The 15,650-nt window shown below is 61.7% G+C and carries 16 protein-coding genes; 11 read left to right on the forward strand and 5 right to left on the reverse strand.

The window, feature by feature from the left end; all coding sequences use genetic code 11:
• Positions 1-8 precede the first annotated feature (8 nt).
• The 5 genes from ACK83U_RS01815 to ACK83U_RS01835 all read left to right on the forward strand — a co-directional run bounded on the left by ACK83U_RS01815 (position 9) and on the right by ACK83U_RS01835 (position 4,497).
• Positions 9-1,013 carry an ABC transporter permease subunit gene (locus tag ACK83U_RS01815; RefSeq protein ID WP_112608267.1) on the forward strand — a complete coding sequence of 335 codons (1,005 nt, stop codon included), beginning with the start codon at positions 9-11 and terminating at the stop codon, positions 1,011-1,013.
• A gap of 9 nt (positions 1,014-1,022) precedes the next feature.
• Positions 1,023-1,931 carry an ABC transporter permease subunit gene (locus tag ACK83U_RS01820; protein WP_015338876.1) on the forward strand — a complete coding sequence of 303 codons (909 nt, stop codon included), beginning with the start codon at positions 1,023-1,025 and terminating at the stop codon, positions 1,929-1,931.
• The gene (locus ACK83U_RS01825; RefSeq protein WP_112608265.1) at positions 1,931-2,947 is read left to right on the forward strand and encodes an ABC transporter ATP-binding protein; all 1,017 of its coding nucleotides are present in this window, start codon (positions 1,931-1,933) and stop codon (positions 2,945-2,947) included. Before ACK83U_RS01820 ends, ACK83U_RS01825 begins: the two co-directional genes overlap by 1 nt.
• Positions 2,944-3,897 (forward strand): peptide ABC transporter ATP-binding protein, encoded by a 954-nt coding sequence (locus ACK83U_RS01830; RefSeq protein ID WP_112398718.1) that lies wholly within the window; start codon positions 2,944-2,946, stop codon positions 3,895-3,897. Before ACK83U_RS01825 ends, ACK83U_RS01830 begins: the two co-directional genes overlap by 4 nt.
• Before the next feature lie 72 nt (positions 3,898-3,969).
• Positions 3,970-4,497, forward strand: coding sequence for a gluconokinase (locus tag ACK83U_RS01835; RefSeq protein WP_112608263.1), 528 nt, complete (start codon positions 3,970-3,972; stop codon positions 4,495-4,497).
• 60 nt (positions 4,498-4,557) lie between these two features.
• Here the strand turns inward: ACK83U_RS01835 and ACK83U_RS01840 are convergent, their stop codons facing one another.
• From ACK83U_RS01840 to ACK83U_RS01850, 3 genes are all read right to left on the reverse strand, one after another.
• Complete coding sequence (locus ACK83U_RS01840; protein WP_112608261.1) at positions 4,558-5,805, reverse strand: NAD(P)/FAD-dependent oxidoreductase; 1,248 nt, start codon at positions 5,803-5,805, stop codon at positions 4,558-4,560.
• A 92-nt stretch (positions 5,806-5,897) separates the two neighbouring features.
• Positions 5,898-6,419 carry an isoprenylcysteine carboxyl methyltransferase family protein gene (locus ACK83U_RS01845; RefSeq protein WP_412474770.1) on the reverse strand — a complete coding sequence of 174 codons (522 nt, stop codon included), beginning with the start codon at positions 6,417-6,419 and terminating at the stop codon, positions 5,898-5,900.
• Positions 6,419-7,471: a type III polyketide synthase gene (locus tag ACK83U_RS01850; protein ID WP_112608257.1), complete on the reverse strand. Its 1,053-nt coding sequence runs from the start codon at positions 7,469-7,471 to the stop codon at positions 6,419-6,421. Before ACK83U_RS01850 ends, ACK83U_RS01845 begins: the two co-directional genes overlap by 1 nt.
• A gap of 197 nt (positions 7,472-7,668) precedes the next feature.
• Between ACK83U_RS01850 and ACK83U_RS01855 the strand changes: the two genes are divergently transcribed.
• From ACK83U_RS01855 to ACK83U_RS01875, 5 genes are all read left to right on the forward strand, one after another.
• Positions 7,669-8,211, forward strand: a complete 543-nt coding sequence (locus ACK83U_RS01855; protein ID WP_112608255.1) for a tetratricopeptide repeat protein — start codon at positions 7,669-7,671, stop codon at positions 8,209-8,211.
• Positions 8,212-8,273: 62 nt separating this feature from the next.
• A complete protein-coding gene (locus ACK83U_RS01860) occupies positions 8,274-8,918 on the forward strand; it encodes an RNA polymerase sigma factor (protein WP_412474771.1) in 645 nt (214 codons plus the stop codon).
• On the forward strand, positions 8,911-9,714 hold the full coding sequence (locus tag ACK83U_RS01865; protein ID WP_412474772.1) for an anti-sigma factor family protein: 804 nt from the start codon (positions 8,911-8,913) through the stop codon (positions 9,712-9,714). The genes ACK83U_RS01860 and ACK83U_RS01865 overlap by 8 nt, the downstream gene beginning before the upstream one ends.
• Before the next feature lie 146 nt (positions 9,715-9,860).
• Positions 9,861-11,441 (forward strand): Ppx/GppA phosphatase family protein, encoded by a 1,581-nt coding sequence (locus tag ACK83U_RS01870; RefSeq protein ID WP_412474773.1) that lies wholly within the window; start codon positions 9,861-9,863, stop codon positions 11,439-11,441.
• A complete protein-coding gene (locus ACK83U_RS01875; RefSeq protein WP_112398726.1) occupies positions 11,438-12,175 on the forward strand; it encodes an RlmE family RNA methyltransferase in 738 nt (245 codons plus the stop codon). Before ACK83U_RS01870 ends, ACK83U_RS01875 begins: the two co-directional genes overlap by 4 nt.
• An 80-nt stretch (positions 12,176-12,255) precedes the next feature.
• Here the strand turns inward: ACK83U_RS01875 and ACK83U_RS01880 are convergent, their stop codons facing one another.
• Positions 12,256-13,686, reverse strand: coding sequence for an MFS transporter (locus ACK83U_RS01880; protein ID WP_112608247.1), 1,431 nt, complete (start codon positions 13,684-13,686; stop codon positions 12,256-12,258).
• Positions 13,687-14,032: 346 nt separating this feature from the next.
• Between ACK83U_RS01880 and ACK83U_RS01885 the strand changes: the two genes are divergently transcribed.
• Positions 14,033-14,905 carry an MBL fold metallo-hydrolase gene (locus tag ACK83U_RS01885; protein ID WP_112608245.1) on the forward strand — a complete coding sequence of 291 codons (873 nt, stop codon included), beginning with the start codon at positions 14,033-14,035 and terminating at the stop codon, positions 14,903-14,905.
• A gap of 49 nt (positions 14,906-14,954) precedes the next feature.
• Here the strand turns inward: ACK83U_RS01885 and plsY are convergent, their stop codons facing one another.
• Complete coding sequence (gene plsY, locus ACK83U_RS01890) at positions 14,955-15,635, reverse strand: glycerol-3-phosphate 1-O-acyltransferase PlsY (RefSeq protein WP_112608243.1); 681 nt, start codon at positions 15,633-15,635, stop codon at positions 14,955-14,957.
• Positions 15,636-15,650 lie beyond the last annotated feature (15 nt).

A 15,650-nucleotide genomic window follows, 5' to 3' on the forward strand; every position in this document is an offset into this window, starting at 1 on the left:
CATCTGCCATGTTGCGATTTCTTTTCAGCCGGCTAGCGGTGCTGATCCCGACATTCCTCGGTGTATCGATCGTCGCCTTCTCTTTCATCCGCCTGCTTCCCGGCGATCCTGTCATGCTGCTGTCGGGCGAACGCGTCATGTCGCCGGAGCGTCATGCGCAGATCTCGCACGATCTCGGCTACGACCAGCCGATGGTCGTGCAGTACGGCCGATATATCTGGAATGCCCTTCATGGCGATCTCGGCACCTCGATCACGACAAAGCGTGACGTGCTGACCGACTTTTTGACCTTCTTCCCGGCCACGCTCGAGCTGTCGATCTGTGCCATGATCCTCGCGATCTGTCTTGGCATACCAGCCGGTGTTTTCGCCGCCGTGAAGCGGGGCACATGGTTCGACCAGAGCGTCATGGGCGTCGCCCTCGTCGGCTATTCCATGCCGATCTTCTGGTGGGGCCTGCTGCTTATCATCGTCTTCAACGGCTATCTGCACTGGACGCCGGTTTCGGGCCGTATCGGACTCATCTATTTCTTCAAGCCGATCACCGGGTTCATGCTGATCGACAGCCTGCTGTCCGGCCAGAAGGGCGCCTTCTGGTCCGCTTTCAATTCGCTGATCCTGCCGACCATCGTGCTTGGCACGATCCCGCTCGCCGTGATCGCGCGCCAGACGCGCTCGGCGATGCTCGAAGTGCTCGGCGAGGATTATGTGCGCACGGCTCGTTCCAAGGGCCTCTCGCCGCTGCGCGTCGTTTCCGTGCACGCATTGCGAAATGCGATGATCCCCGTCGTCACTACGATCGGCCTGCAGGTCGGCGTGCTGCTCGGCGGCGCCATCCTGACGGAAAGCATCTTCTCCTGGCCGGGTATCGGCAAATGGATGATAGATGCGGTCTTCAAGCGCGATTATCCGGTGGTGCAGGGTGGCCTGTTGCTGATCGCCGGCATCGTCATGCTCGTCAATCTCGTCGTCGACCTGCTCTACGGCTTCGTCAATCCACGCATTCGTCACTAGGAGCGGCCCATGAGCACGGTTAGCGTCAAAACGGTTAGTGTCAAATCCGACCGTCCTTCCGCTCTTGCGGAGTTCTGGTATTATTTCTCTCGCAACAAGGGCGCCGTCATCGGCCTTGCGATCTTCCTTTTCGTCCTGTTTCTGGCGATTTTCGCCGGTCTCGTGGCGCCGCATAATCCCGATGTGGCCTATGGCAGCGACATGCAGCGCCTGCCGCCCGCCTGGGCGGAGGGCGGCAACAGCAGCTTCCTACTCGGCACCGATGCCAATGGCCGTGATCTCCTGTCGCGCCTCATCTATGGCACACGCTTCTCGCTGTTCATCGGCCTCGTCGTTGCCTCGCTTTCTGCACTCGCCGGCATCCTGATCGGTCTCGTCGCCGGCTATGTGCGTGGCCGTGTCGATACGATTATCATGCGCATCATGGACATCATCCTCGCGGTCCCCTCCCTGCTGCTCGCCCTGGTGCTGGTGGCTATCCTCGGACCGGGCCTGACCAATGCGATGATCGCGATCTCCATCGTCAACCAGCCGCATTTCGTTCGTCTGACCCGCGCTTCCGTCATGGCCGAGCGCGACAAGGAATATGTCATCGCCTCCCGCGTAGCCGGCGCCGGCCCGCTGCGGCTGATGTTCAAGACTATCCTGCCGAACTGTCTGGGACCGTTGATCGTCCAGGCGACGCTGGCATTCTCCTCCGCCATTCTCGATGCCGCCGCGCTCGGCTTTCTCGGTCAAGGCGCTCAGCCGCCGACGCCGGAATGGGGGACGATGCTGGCGGATTCGCGTGAATTCTTCCAGAGCAACCCTTGGCTCGTTACTTTCCCCGGTCTCTGCATCCTGATCACGGTGCTCGCCATCAATCTGATGGGCGACGGCCTGCGCGATGCATTCGACCCGAAGCTGAAGAGGTCGTAATGGCACTCCTCGATATTGAAAACCTCTCCGTCGAATTCCAGACCTCGTCCGGCTTGTTCCGGGCCGTCGATGGCGTCTCGCTGACATGCGACAAGGGAGAAATCCTCTCGATCGTCGGCGAATCCGGTTCCGGCAAGTCGGTCTCCATGCTTGCCATGATGGGCCTTCTGCCCTGGACGGCGAAGATCACCGCCGACCGCATGATGTTCGACGGCAAGGACCTGCGCGGTATCTCCTCGCGTCAGCGCCGCAAGATCATCGGCAAGGACATGGCCATGATCTTCCAGGAGCCGATGTCGAGCCTTAATCCGTGCTTCACGGTCGGCTTCCAGCTCGGCGAGACGCTCCGCATCCATATGGGCCTTGACCGCAAGGCTCGCCGCGAACGCTCGATCGAACTCTTGAATCTCGTCGGCATTCCAGCCCCTGCGGATCGCTTGTCGAACTTCCCGCATCAGATGTCCGGTGGCATGAGCCAGCGCGTCATGATCGCCATGGCGCTCGCCTGCAATCCGAAGCTTCTGATTGCCGATGAACCCACGACCGCGCTCGACGTGACGATCCAGGCGCAGATCCTCGACCTGCTCGTGCGCCTTCAGCGGGAGCAGGGCATGGCGCTCGTGCTCATCACGCATGACATGGGCGTCGTCGCCGAAACGGCAGAGCGCGTGCAGGTGCAATATGCCGGCCAGAAGGTCGAGGAGCAGCCGGTCAAGGAACTGTTCCGCGATCCGCGCCATCCCTATACGGCAGCCCTTCTTTCGGCTCTGCCGGAGCGCGCCGAAGTCGGCGAGCGTCTGCCGTCGATTGCCGGCGTCGTTCCCGGTCAGCACGATCGACCGACGGGCTGTCTCTTTGCGCCGCGCTGCTCCTTTGCAACGCCGGAATGCGACAAGGGCGTGAGGCGCCAGGGGCCCGAACTGGGCGTAGCCCTATGCAATTATCCGCTGCAACATGGCAAGCCACTCGGCCACCCCGGCATTGTCGCCACGCAAAAAGCAGGAGGTGCCGCATGACCGGCGCTGTTCTCGAAGGGCGCGATCTCGCCCGCTTCTACACCGTCAAGCGCGGCACCTTCAAACCGGAAGCGACCGTCAAGGCGCTGAACGGCGTCAGCTTCAGCCTGCAGTCGGGCCGCACGCTCGCTGTCGTCGGCGAATCCGGCTGCGGTAAGTCGACGCTCGCTCGCCTCGTGACGATGATCGAAAATCCGACGGCCGGCGAATTGCTGATAGACGGCAAGCCCGCCAGGCTCGGCGACCGCAGCCTGCGCAGTGCCGTGCAGATCGTGTTTCAGAACCCTTATGGCTCGCTGAATCCTCGCCAGAAGGTCGGCTCCATCCTGGAAGAGCCGCTGAAGATCAACACGGATGATGATGCCGCCACCCGACGCCGCAAGGTGGAGGAGATGATGGCACGCGTCGGTCTGCGTCCGGAACACTATGATCGTTACCCGCATATGTTCTCGGGCGGCCAGCGCCAGCGCATCGCCATCGCGCGTGCCCTGATGCTGCGGCCGAAGGTGCTGGTGCTCGATGAGCCGGTGTCCGCACTCGATCTGTCGATCCAGGCGCAGGTCCTGAACTTGCTGATGGATCTGCAGAAGGAGATGGGCCTTGCCTACCTCTTTATCTCGCATGGCCTTTCCGTCGTCCGTCACATCGCAGACGACGTGATGGTTATGTATCTCGGACGTCCGGTGGAAACCGGCACGGCGGACGAGGTCTTCAACCGGCCGCGCCATCCCTATACTGCGGCCCTTCTGTCGGCGACGCCGATCGCCGATCCGGATCGCGAAAAGAACCGCATCCGCCTGCAGGGTGAATTGCCGTCGCCGCTCAATCCGCCGAAGGGCTGCCACTTCAATCCGCGCTGCTGGCGTGCCCAGGACAAGTGCCGGCAGGTTGAACCGGAACTGGCGGGCGACGGAACGCATAAATTTTCCTGTTTCTTTCCGCTGGATTGATCCAAGTTGCGAATCGGGCATGGCTGAAGAGCGACCGTGCCCGGTTTGAAATCAATCATTTCGGATAGGCCTATGCGCGATAATCAGGACACCCCGCTTGCCATCATCGTCATGGGTGTGAGCGGCAGCGGTAAATCCTCCATCGGTGAGGGTGTGGCGGCCAAGCTCGGCATCCATTTCATCGAAGGCGATGCCCTGCATCCGGCAGCCAATGTCGAGAAGATGAGCAAGGGCATTCCGCTGACGGATGAGGATCGCTGGCCGTGGCTCGAAAAGATCGGCCAGGAAATATCGGCAAGCCTTGCGAAAGGCGAAGGCGTTGCCGTGACCTGCTCGGCGTTGAAGCGCGTCTATCGCGAACGCTTGCGGGCATCCGCCGGCGGTCATCTCTATTTCATCTATCTCGAAGGCTCCAAAGAGCTGCTGACGAAGCGCATGGGCGAGCGCAAGGGGCATTTCATGCCGACCTCGCTGCTCGAAAGCCAATTGCAGACGCTGGAAGTACCGACGGGCGAGCCCGGTGTCGTCACCGTCGACATCGACGCCACGATCGAAGAGATCGTCGATGCGTCTGTCAGAAGCCTCCGGGCAATCCTCTAAAGCAATTCCAGGAAAAGTGCGTAGCGGTTTTCCGTCCGGAATTGCGTGAGATAGAGCGGCTCAGGGCGCAAACCGGCCCGGAGCGTAAGTCGAAATATCGATGAAGGGCTTCTCGCCGGTGATGAGCTCGGCGAGCACGCGGCCGGTCACCGGGCCGAGCGTCAGCCCGTGATGGGCATGACCGAAGGCGAACCATAGGCCGTTATGGCGCGGTGCCTTTCCGATGATCGGCATCATATCGGGTGTGCAAGGCCGTGCTCCCATCCAGGGTTCCGGATCGAGCCGCTCGCCAAGCGGGAAGGTGGTGCGCGCGACGGCTTCGGCACGGTCGAGCTGGACCGGTGTCTTCGGAGCATCGCGCAGGGCGAATTCGGCACCGGTTGTGAGCCGGATGCCGCGGCTCATCGGCGCCAGCAGATAGCCGCGCTCGGCATCCAGCGTCCAGTTGTTGAGGATGGCGTCGCCCTCGGTGGCGTAATGCATGTGATAGCCGCGCTTGACGCCGAGCGGGAAGGCATAACCGAAACGTTTCGTGACGATATCGGCCCAGGGACCGAGTGCGACGACGACATCCTCCGCCTCGATCGACCCTTCCGCCGTCACCATTCTCCAGGCCGAGCCGGCCATTCCGAGCGAGACGGCATCTCCCGTCGTCACACGCCCGCCAATGCTTTCGAAATATCGGCGATAGGCTGATGTCAGCCCGTGCGGGTCGAGCACCGACCAGGGGTCGCGCCAGCGAAGCGCGCCGGAAAAATTGCCTCTGAGATGCGGCTCCATGGTTATGATATCCGCACCGCTCAGCGCGTCGTAACCGATCCCGAATTCGCGATTGAGTCGTTCGGCCTCGGCAAACTCGGCGTCGCGCTTCCCGTTCGAACGGAACAGCTCCACCCAGCCGTTCTTGCGAATGAGCTCTTCGGCATGCGAGGCTTCGATGAGATCATTGTGCTCGCTGACGGAATGTTCGATCAGCGGCGCATAGGCGCGCGAAATCATCTCATGGCGCTTGGTATTGGAGTTCCACCAATAGCGGGCGAGGAAGGCGATTTGCGCAGGCAGGGCGCGCAGATGGTAATGCGCGTCGATGCGATTATTGAAGGCATAGCGCAGCAGCAGGCCGAATTGCTGCGGGAAGCCGTAGGGCACGACGCCCTCGCGCTGAATGAGGCCGGCATTGCCGAAGGATGTTCCCTGGCCCGGTGGCTGGCGGTCGACGAGGACGACTTGCCGCCCCCGCCGCTGCAGATGGATTGCCGTCGAAACACCGACGATGCCTGCACCGAGAACGATTGCGTCCTTTGTCATTTTATCCTGCTATCCGCATGCCTATTGCATTGCCGCTCGATCGTTCCGTATTGTCTGACCGCGCTCTAAGCATCGAAAATGCCTGCCAAATTTCAGCGGCGCAATTGAAAAATGCGGTCAGGCCGCATCTGTTTCAGGCAGGCGTTTTCGGCGCGGATGCGGATCACAAGAATGATGCCGTTGAGCAGCGAAAAGATCGCGGCGTAAAGCGGCATGCCAAAGGCGAGCGGCAAGACAGCGATCTCGCCGACGACGACGGTATAGTTCGGATGGCTGAGGAAGCGATAGGGTCCTTTGGTCACCAGCGCCGCGCGGGGCAATATGATGATGCGCGTCGTCCAACGATCCCTCAGTGTCGCCAGTACCCAGAGGCGCAGTCCCTGCAGCACCATGAAGAGCAGGAACCAGACGAGATCGACAGGCCGGCCGATGGCGAGCAGCCACAATCCGATCAGCCAGGCCGCATGCGTCGCCACCATGAAGGGATAGTGCTCCGCTGCATATTCCCGGGCGCCGCGGGCAAGGAGTGCTGCGGTGTTATGCCCTGCATAGACGAGCTCCGCCAGCCGCTGCAGCGTCACGAAAGTCAGAAGTGCGATCGATGGCCACAGCATCAGGCGACCCTCCTCAAGGTGATGCAGCTTGCCGAAAATCCCGGCCCCATGGCCAGCAGGGCGGAACGCTCCGGCAAGCCGGCCGCAATGGCGCGCTCCAGCACGAACAGCACGGTGGGCGAAGACATGTTGCCGTAGTCGCGGATCACCTCGCGTTCGATATCGAGCGAGCCTTCTTCAAGGCCGAGCGCGCTTTCGAGTGCCGCCAGCACCTTGGCGCCGCCCGGATGACAGATGAAGCGGTCGATATCGGAGATCAAAAGCCGGGATCGCTCCAGAATGCCGGCAACCGCGCCCTTGAGATGCGTCTCGGCAAAGACCGGCAGCGATTGTTCGAGGATGATACCGAAGCCGGTATCATCGATCTTCCAGCCCATGATGCCGAGGCTCTCGGGGAAAAGATGTTCGCCGGTCGATTCGATTTCCGCAATGCCGCTTTCGCCGGCCCGCAGCACACAGGCCGCTGCTCCGTCGCCGAATAGCGCGGTGGCAATGATGTTGGGCCGTGTCAGTTCGTCCAGCCGAAAGGCAAGGGAGCAGAGTTCGATCGAGACAAAAAGGACAACGGCGCCTGGCCGGCTTCGTGCCATCTTCGTCGCGACCGCAAGACCGGATACGCCGGCTGCACAGCCGAGCCCGAAGACCGGTACACGCTCGATATCGGCACGGAAGCCCATCAAGCCGGCCAGCCGCGCGTCGAGGCTCGGCGTCGCAAGCCCGGTGGATGAGGCTGTAACAACGCAGTCCACATGCCGGGCCTCAAGGCCGGCGCGTTGCAGCGCTGCCGTTGCAGAACGGCGGAAAAGCTCGGAGGCCACCTCAACATAGGCAGCCATGCGATCCTGCCAGCCGTGCGGCTCTTCGAACCAAGAAAGGGGCCGTGCCACATGGCGCTTGCGAATGCTGGTGCTCTCGAACACGCGCGCGAGATATTTGAAATCCTGAAAACGATCCGAGAACAGACGGGCCGCCGTCTCGGCAGCGTCGGTCTGGAGAATGATGTTGTCGGGGGTTGCGACGGCAAGGCTTAGAAGTTTGACGGTATCGGTCACGAGTTTCTCCTGCGCCCTTGAGGGGCGTGGGATGGAAACACGTCGTGAGGGTGGTCTATTCGATGCCGGAGCAGTCACGAAAGAGTGACGGCGTCCCGCATTGGGATGCGCCGAAAAAATTTCGCGCATCATCCGAATAAAAGATGCCGATGGTGTGTTCTCCCCTCGCAACGTTCATTTTGCCAAGGAGACATTCCATGACGACCAAAGCAATTCGCCTGGCTTCCATCGCTCTCGGCGCAAGCCTGACCCTCGGCGCTTTCGCCATCCCGGTCTTTGCTGCCGGCAACGATTCGAGCACGACGCCGACCTGCAAGAAGGGCGAGATCTACGATCAGAAGACCAAGAAGTGCGTCAAGCAGCAGGGTGCCAACGTCACGGACGAGAACCGCGCGGATTATGCATACTCGCTCGCCAAGAAGGATCATCGTTACGAGGAAGCCCTGGCGGTTCTCGACACGATGAAGAATCCGAATACGGCAGAAGCGCTGAACTATCGCGGTTACGCCACCCGTAAGCTCGGCCGTACCGACGAAGGCATCTCCTATTACCAGAAGTCTGTCGCCATGGATCCGAAGTACACGCTGGTTCGTGAATATCTCGGCGAAGCCTACGTCATCAAGGGCCAGATGGACCTCGCCAAGGACCAGCTGAGCACGATCAAGACGCTCTGCGGCAATACGAGCTGCGAGGAATATCGCGATCTTCACGCCGCGATCATGAATCCGTCCAGCCTGTGATCGCAGGTAAGCGCCGGGGATAAAGACGGCAAGCAGGGAGCTTTGCGAGGGATATGGGAGTGATGCCAGTCGCTCGTGGCGCAATTTCCGCTTATAGTCTGACGGCAGCGGAGCCGCCAAAAAGATCGGCGGCTCCCGGACATGCGGGAATGGCGGAGGCTGTCATAGCGAGCGAAGAGGATATCAGGGCGGGACTTTCCCAGCATCTGACGCGGCTGTGGCGCTATGGTGTGGTGCTGTCGCGTCAGCGTGACGTGGCCGACGATCTCGTGCAGGCGACCTGCGTCAGGGCTCTAGAGCGAGCGGCTCAGTTCACATCGGGCACGCGGCTCGATCGCTGGCTCTTTGCCATCCTGCATTCGATCTGGCTGAACGAGGTCCGCTCGCGCCGAGTGCGTATGGGGCAGGGCTTTGTCGATGCCGACGAGACGCTGGTTTTCGACGGTGCTCGGCAAACCGAAACGCATATTTTGGTCGGGCAGGTGTTGCAGCGCGTTCAGGCCCTTCCGGAGGCGCAGCGCACTGCGGTGTTCCTGGCCTATGTCGAAGGGCTTTCCTATCGCGAGGTGGCTGACGTTCTTGATGTGCCGATCGGAACGGTCATGAGCCGGCTGGCGGCGGCGCGGGCGAAACTCGCTGAGGGCATGGGAATGGCGGCTGACGGGAAATCGTCCGGAGGTGAGCGACTGGGGAATGGAAATGAGTGAATCGCATAAAGGACAGATGCCCTCGGACGAGCAGCTCACCGCCTTCATCGATGGCGAGCTGAATGTCTCCGAGCGCGAGCGGATCGAACGATTGATCGCCGACGACGAGCGCGTGGCGGAGCGATTCGATTTTCTGTCGCGCAGCACCTTGCCCTTCGCAGAGGCATTCCAGCCGATGCTTGCCGAGGCTCCGGCTGCGAGGCTGGATGCCATGCTTGCCGGCATTCCCTTGAGAGAGGAGAGCAAAGCCAGCACTGCCGGCATCGGCCGCCGTGGTTTCCTTGCGGCCGTCGCCGCAAGCTTCGTCGCTGCTATTGCCGTCGACCGTGCCGTGATCGGCATCGGCCACCGGCTTTCGAAACCGGACGAAGATGCGGAATGGCGTGCCGTAGTGGCGGAATATCTCTCGCTCTATACGGCGGATACGCTGAGCGCTCCGGCCGGTGATCATGCGCAACAGGTTGTGCAATTGAATGAAGTCGGCGCCAAATTGAATCTATCGCTGGCGCCCGAAGCCGTCGCCATGCCGGGTATCGAGTTCAAGCGTGCTCAGATCCTGAATTATGACAGCAAGCCGTTGGCTCAGATCGCCTATCTCGATCCGGAAAGCGGTCCCATGGCGCTCTGCATCGTCCGATCCGCCAAGGGTGCGGCGGCGCCGGATATGGAAAATCGCAAGGGCATGAATGTCGTTTATTGGTCGAGCGCCACCCACGCCTTCATGCTGATCGGGCATGCGCCGATCGACCGGATGGAGCAACTTGCGGCTGATGTCAGGGCGCATCTGGTCGCGTGAGGGCTGTTTGGCGCGCGACTAAAATGGCGTGATTCAAAAAGAATTTGGCGAAAACCCATCCTGCTGGTATTCTTTGCCCAACGAAAATCGAACGAGCGCCAGCAGCATACCCTCAGGGGCCTTGCGCGGCGCGGTGGAAAAGATACGTGAGTGACCCCGACAGCGGCCTAGCGCCGCAGGCAGACGGGGCGTCGGCAGCAGAGCGCAGGAAGGGTAAATCCTCCCGGCGCGCGAAGCGTAAGCGCGGTCACGGCCGTCCGAACGCTCATTCTGCGGAGGCCGCCCAGGCAGGCAAGTCCGGCCAGGTGGCGCAACGCCCAGCAGAGGATGAGGCCGGCTTACCGGCCAAAAAGCGCAAGCGCCGGCGCCGTGCACGCGCAGCCCAAGGTGGCCCGCAGCCTGCTTCCCAGACACAGCAGCTTTCGACACCGGCTGAGCATCGTGCCTCGCCGGATCATGGCCATCCGTCTTCGCATAAAAGCGGCAAGAACCGACGCAAGCATCGCAGCAAGCGTGGCCTGCAGGGCCGGCCTCTGGTGCATGAGAAAGTGGCGCAGATCGTCGCGCCTGCCAATGCGCCTTCGAACGCGCATGCGCCAGTGGCCCATGACGAGCATCGCCAGATCAGGCAATCGCCGCCGCGCCGCGAAGGGCAGGGCCAACATCACCACTATGCCGACGCTGATTCCCGGCCACTCGACCTCTATGCGGCCCTCGACCTCGGCACCAACAATTGCCGCCTGCTGATCGCGCAGCCGACCCGCCCCGGCCAGTTCCGGGTGGTCGATGCCTTTTCGCGCATCGTGCGCCTCGGCGAAGGACTTGGAGCCAGCGGACGTCTGTCGAGCGATGCCATGGATCGGGCTGTGGAGGCGCTGCGCATCTGCGCGGCCAAGCTGAAGACACGCGAAATCCGGCGCATGCGGCTGATCGCGACCGAAGCCTGCCGCGCGGCGGACAACGGCGAAGCTTTCCTTGCGCGCGTGACCGAAGAAACAGGACTCCAGCTCGAAATCATTGATCGCGAGACCGAGGCACGGCTTGCCGTTTCCGGCTGCTCGTCGCTGGTGGGACCGGAGGCGCGCTCTGTCGTTCTGTTCGATATTGGCGGCGGCTCCTCCGAAATTGCCGTCATCCGTATCGGCGAGAATCGCTCCAGCCGGCTGGCCAATCACATCACCCATTGGACCTCGCTGCCCGTCGGTGTCGTCACGCTCTCCGAGCGGCATGGCGGTCGCGATGTAACGCCTGAACTGTTCGAGACGATGGTGTGCGAAGTCCAGCGCATGCTCGAGCGTTTCGATTGCCCGCCGGTGCATGGCGCAGCACGCGACAGCGGCGACTTCCACCTGATCGGAACTTCGGGCACTGTGACGACGCTTGCCGGCGTTCACCTCGATCTGCCGCGTTACGATCGGCGCAGGGTCGACGGCGTCTGGCTGTCGGATGACGAGGTGAGCGCGATGCAGGCCAAGCTCTTGTCTTGGGATTTTGCCGGCCGCGCCGCCAATCCCTGTATCGGACCGGATCGCGCCGATCTGGTGCTGGCGGGATGCGCCATTCTGGAGGCGATCCGCCGCCGCTGGCCGAGCCCGCGTATGCGCGTTGCCGATCGCGGCCTACGCGAGGGATTGCTGACCGACATGATGGCAGACGATGGCGTTTGGCGGCGGGGCCGCTCGCGCCGGGGTCATCGACCGAGGGATATGAAGGGGCCGCAGACGTGACCAAGCCAACCATCGCCGGCAACCGCACGGGCCGCAAGCTCGGCCAGCGCGTCAAGAAAAAGAAGCTGAAGGCTTCGTCGCGCCAATGGCTGCAGCGCCATATCAACGATCCCTATGTGCAGCGCGCCCAGCTTGAAGGTTACCGCGCCCGCGCCGCGTTCAAGCTACTGGAGATCGACGAGAAGCATCAGATCCTCAAGGGCGCGCGCCGCATCATCGATCTGGGTGCCGCTCCGGGCAGCTGGTCGCAGATCGCCGCCAAGGTGACCGATTCGACCGAGGAGGATATCCGCGTCGCCGCTATCGACTTCCTCGAAATGGCGCCGATCCCTGGCGTCAGCATCCTGCAGCTCGACTTTTTGGAGCCGGATGCGCCGCAGCGGCTGATCGATGCGGTCGGAGGTACGCCCGATCTGGTGCTGTCGGATATGGCCGCGCCGACGACCGGTCATCACCGGACCGATCACCTGCGCACGATGCATCTCTGCGAAGTGGCAGCGCATTTCGCCGTCGAGGTGCTGGCCGAAGGCGGGCATTTCCTCGCCAAGACCTTCCAGGGCGGCACGGAGCGAGACCTGCTGACCTTCCTCAAGCAGAATTTCCGTCAGGTCGTCCATGTAAAGCCCGGCGCATCCAGAGCCGAGTCGGTGGAAATGTTCCTGCTGGCTAAAGGCTTCAAGGGCCGGAAGCCGGAAGGCGAGACCGAAGAAGAGCAATCCGCCGCCGACCGCTAAATCCGGCGACCCTCAATCGCTAAACTGACGAAACCCTCATTGCGCTGCCGTTTGGCTGAAGCGCAATGAGGGCTGGACCATCACTTTGCGGCCGTCTGCTCCACCTGCGGCTGTACCGCTGCGACACGCTTGAGGCCAGCCTTGTGGCCGGAAACCATGGCGCCGGCGCTGCGATCCATGCGGATGAAGGGGATGGTGGCGACCACGGTCAGGATCGAAATGCAGAAGAATGCGATATGGAAATCGCGAACCTGCAGCTGCGTGCCGCTGAAGAAGGTCGAGGCTTCCAGGATCATGGCGGCGACGGCAACGCCGAGCGCCAGGCTGATCTGCTGCATGACCGAGCTCATCGATGTCGCCTGGCTTGCCTGCTTGTCGGTGATATCGGCAAAGGCGAGCGCATTGATGCCGGTGAAGAAGAACGAGCGCGAGAAGCCGCCGATCAGCAGGATGCCGACAATGATGAGATGCGGCGTCCACGGCTGGAAAAGGCCGGTGCAGATCGTCGTGACTGTCGTGACGGCAGCAGCCGAAAGCAGCGCCGTCTTGAAGCCGACGGCGGTGAAGACGCGGCGCGCGATGAACTTGGTAGAGATCGCACCGATCGCGCCGGCAAAGGTGATGAGGCCGGACTGGAACGGATTAAGGCCGAAGCCGAGCTGCAGCATCAGCGGGGTTAAGAACGGCATGGCGCCGATGCAGATGCGGAACAGCGTGCCGCCCGTCACCGAGGCGCGGAAGGTGGCGTTCTTCAGCAGCGTGAGATCGAGGATCGGCGCCGGGTGTCGGCGCGCATGGCCGATATAGAGGAAGCCGCAGACGAAGCCGATGACGACGGCCGAGATGCCGATATAGGGCGGCAGCGCCGGCAGGCTGATGACGGACATGCCGAAAACGACCCCGGAGGCGGCAAAGGACGTCAGCAGGAAGCCGATGACATCGAGCTTCGGTGGCTTGGTCGCTTCCACCTCAGGCAGGAAGATTGACGCCAAGATCACGCCGAGGATGCCAACGGGAACGTTGATCAGGAAGATCCAGTGCCAGGAAGCATAGGTAGTGATGAAGCCGCCGAGCGGCGGGCCGGCAAGCGGGCCGACGAGCGCCGGGATGGAAAGCAGCGCCATGGCCGAAACCAGGTCGCTTTTCTGCGTGGTGCGCACCAGCACAAGGCGCCCGACCGGAGTCATCATCGAGCCGCCAACGCCCTGCAGGAAGCGGGCGAAGACGAATTCCAGCAGGCCGCCCGAAAAGGCGCACATGATGGAACCGATGACGAAGACGCAGATGGCAACACGGAAGATGTTCTTCGCGCCGAAGCGATCCGCCATCCAGCCGCTGATCGGGATGAAGACGGCCAGCGACACCATGTAGGAGGTCAGGGCCAGCTTGAGCGTGATCGGGCCGACATGGAGATCGTTGGCGATGGCCGGCAGCGCTGTCGCGATGACGGTGGAATCCATTTGTTCCATGAAGAGAGCGACGGCGAGGATCAATGGAACGATGCGATTCATAGGCATCTGCCTCGATAGGTCTGTCTGCGGTAAGGCTATCGCTGTTGGCGCGATCAGCCGCTCTGTAGTCCTATGCGAGGCCGCTGCCAATCCCGGATCTTACTCCATGAATGCTTGGGGATCACGTCTTCGTGATGGCCGCTGTCGCTGGCGCGGAACACAGGGTTTGACATATGCTAAGAGCATGTAAATGCCAAACGCATAAAACATCGTTCGGTGTATTAGCGGATTCGGATCGTCTTGTCATGACCAATTTTCGGTCAAGCAGCATGTGTTCCAGGGCCGTTGCTGCCGACGACGCCGATAGGCGCAGCTTACGTTGCGCATCAGCACAAGGAGTAAGTTCATGACTGCCGTCCTGCCCCCGGATACGCATCAGTTCAAATTAGGATCCTGCACCGTAACCGTCGTCAAGGACGGCGCCAGCATCATGGATAATCCCTGGGAGACCTTTGGCTCGAACCAGGCCCCCGATACGGTTCGCAAATTGCTGGAGCAGAATTTCCTGCCGACGGAAAAGCTCGTGAACAGCTATGCGCCCGCCATCATCGATACCGGTTCCGATGTGATCGTCGTCGATACCGGCTTTGGTGCAGCCGGACGCGCGCGTGGCCTCGGCCGTTTTCTCGAGGGGCTGAAGGCCGTCGGCTACACGCCCGAGCAGGTCACCGTCGTCGCGCTCACGCATCTGCATGGCGATCACATCAACGGACTGATGGAGGAGGGCGGCCCGGCGTTTCCGAACGCTCGCTACGTTACCGGCGAGATCGAGTATGGGTTCTGGACGGACAAGGCGCGTGAGGGAACGCCGGCGGAAGGCGGGCATAAGGCGGTGCTCGCCAATGTCGTACCCTTCGCCGAGAAGATGACCTTCCTAAAGGATGGCGGTCAGATCGTCAGCGGCATGACCGCCATGCTGGCGCCGGGCCACACCCCCGGCCATCTCGTTTTCCACCTGGAATCCGGTGGTAGGCAGCTTGTTATGACCGGCGACACCGCCAACCATTATGTCCTGTCGCTCGGCCGCCCGGATTGGGAGGTCCGCTTCGATGTGGACAAGGCGCAGGCCGCGAAAACCCGCCGCCGTATCTTCGACATGATCGCCGCCGACCGCATCCCCTTCCTCGGCTTCCACATGCCTTTCCCCGCCGTCGGCTTCGTCGAGAAACAACCGGAAGGCTTCCGCTACATTCCGAAAAGCTACCAGTTCGATGTTTGAGCCAATCGAGGCAGCATGGGATCGCATATGCCGGATGTGCGATCCCGTTTCAATTCGGGACCACGGCACTTCGCCCGAGACGAGGTTCCGTTCCTGCCAGCAGACGCTGAATGTTCGTACGATGGCGCACAATCACGTAAAGGCTGCCAGCAATCACCAGCAGCCGATAGGGCAATGGCTGCTCCAGGCCGCAGGCAAGGGCAATCGCGGTCAGTGCTGCCAGGATCGATCCCAAGGAAACAATCCGAAATATAGCCAGGACGACGCCAAAAACCGTTACCGCGCCCAAGCCTACCGGCCAAGCTATCGCCAGCAGCAAGCCTAATCCGGTCGCGACGGACTTACCGCCCCGAAAATTCAGCCAAATGGGGCGGCTATGCCCGAGCAGCACGGCTAGCCCGGCCAAGCAAACCGCCGAGGGCATCCAGGCTTGTTGATTGCGTGGATCAAGTGCCGTGGACAACGAGGCAGTTGGCAGCGTGCAGAGCCAAGGATAGAACCAACGGGCAAAGATGATCGCTCCAGCACCCTTCAGTACATCAATCACAAGCACCGCAAGAGCAGGCCATTTCCCGAGCGTACGCAATACATTTGTTGCTCCGGTGGACTTGGAACCGTGTTCCCGAAGATCGATGCCCTTGAGCAGTTTTCCCGCCAGATAGCCCGTGGGAATGGAGCCTACGAGATAAGCGATCGCCAATCCAGCGACACTTGCTATCCAGAAACTCATGAGTGCCACCTCTGT

This window comes from Rhizobium sp. WW22, assembly GCF_047041135.1.
Taxonomy (GTDB): domain Bacteria; phylum Pseudomonadota; class Alphaproteobacteria; order Rhizobiales; family Rhizobiaceae; genus Rhizobium.

Coding starts and splice junctions, on each gene's coding strand:
- ACK83U_RS01815 (WP_112608267.1), top strand. CDS start 9: ATGTTGCGATTTCTTTTCAGCCGGCTAGCGGTGCTGATCCCGACATTC.
- ACK83U_RS01820 (WP_015338876.1), top strand. CDS start 1,023: ATGAGCACGGTTAGCGTCAAAACGGTTAGTGTCAAATCCGACCGTCCT.
- ACK83U_RS01825 (WP_112608265.1), top strand. CDS start 1,931: ATGGCACTCCTCGATATTGAAAACCTCTCCGTCGAATTCCAGACCTCG.
- ACK83U_RS01830 (WP_112398718.1), top strand. CDS start 2,944: ATGACCGGCGCTGTTCTCGAAGGGCGCGATCTCGCCCGCTTCTACACC.
- ACK83U_RS01835 (WP_112608263.1), top strand. CDS start 3,970: ATGCGCGATAATCAGGACACCCCGCTTGCCATCATCGTCATGGGTGTG.
- ACK83U_RS01840 (WP_112608261.1), bottom strand. CDS start 5,805: ATGACAAAGGACGCAATCGTTCTCGGTGCAGGCATCGTCGGTGTTTCG.
- ACK83U_RS01845 (WP_412474770.1), bottom strand. CDS start 6,419: ATGCTGTGGCCATCGATCGCACTTCTGACTTTCGTGACGCTGCAGCGG.
- ACK83U_RS01855 (WP_112608255.1), top strand. CDS start 7,669: ATGACGACCAAAGCAATTCGCCTGGCTTCCATCGCTCTCGGCGCAAGC.
- ACK83U_RS01860 (WP_412474771.1), top strand. CDS start 8,274: ATGCCAGTCGCTCGTGGCGCAATTTCCGCTTATAGTCTGACGGCAGCG.
- ACK83U_RS01865 (WP_412474772.1), top strand. CDS start 8,911: ATGAGTGAATCGCATAAAGGACAGATGCCCTCGGACGAGCAGCTCACC.
- ACK83U_RS01880 (WP_112608247.1), bottom strand. CDS start 13,686: ATGAATCGCATCGTTCCATTGATCCTCGCCGTCGCTCTCTTCATGGAA.
- ACK83U_RS01885 (WP_112608245.1), top strand. CDS start 14,033: ATGACTGCCGTCCTGCCCCCGGATACGCATCAGTTCAAATTAGGATCC.
- plsY (WP_112608243.1), bottom strand. CDS start 15,635: ATGAGTTTCTGGATAGCAAGTGTCGCTGGATTGGCGATCGCTTATCTC.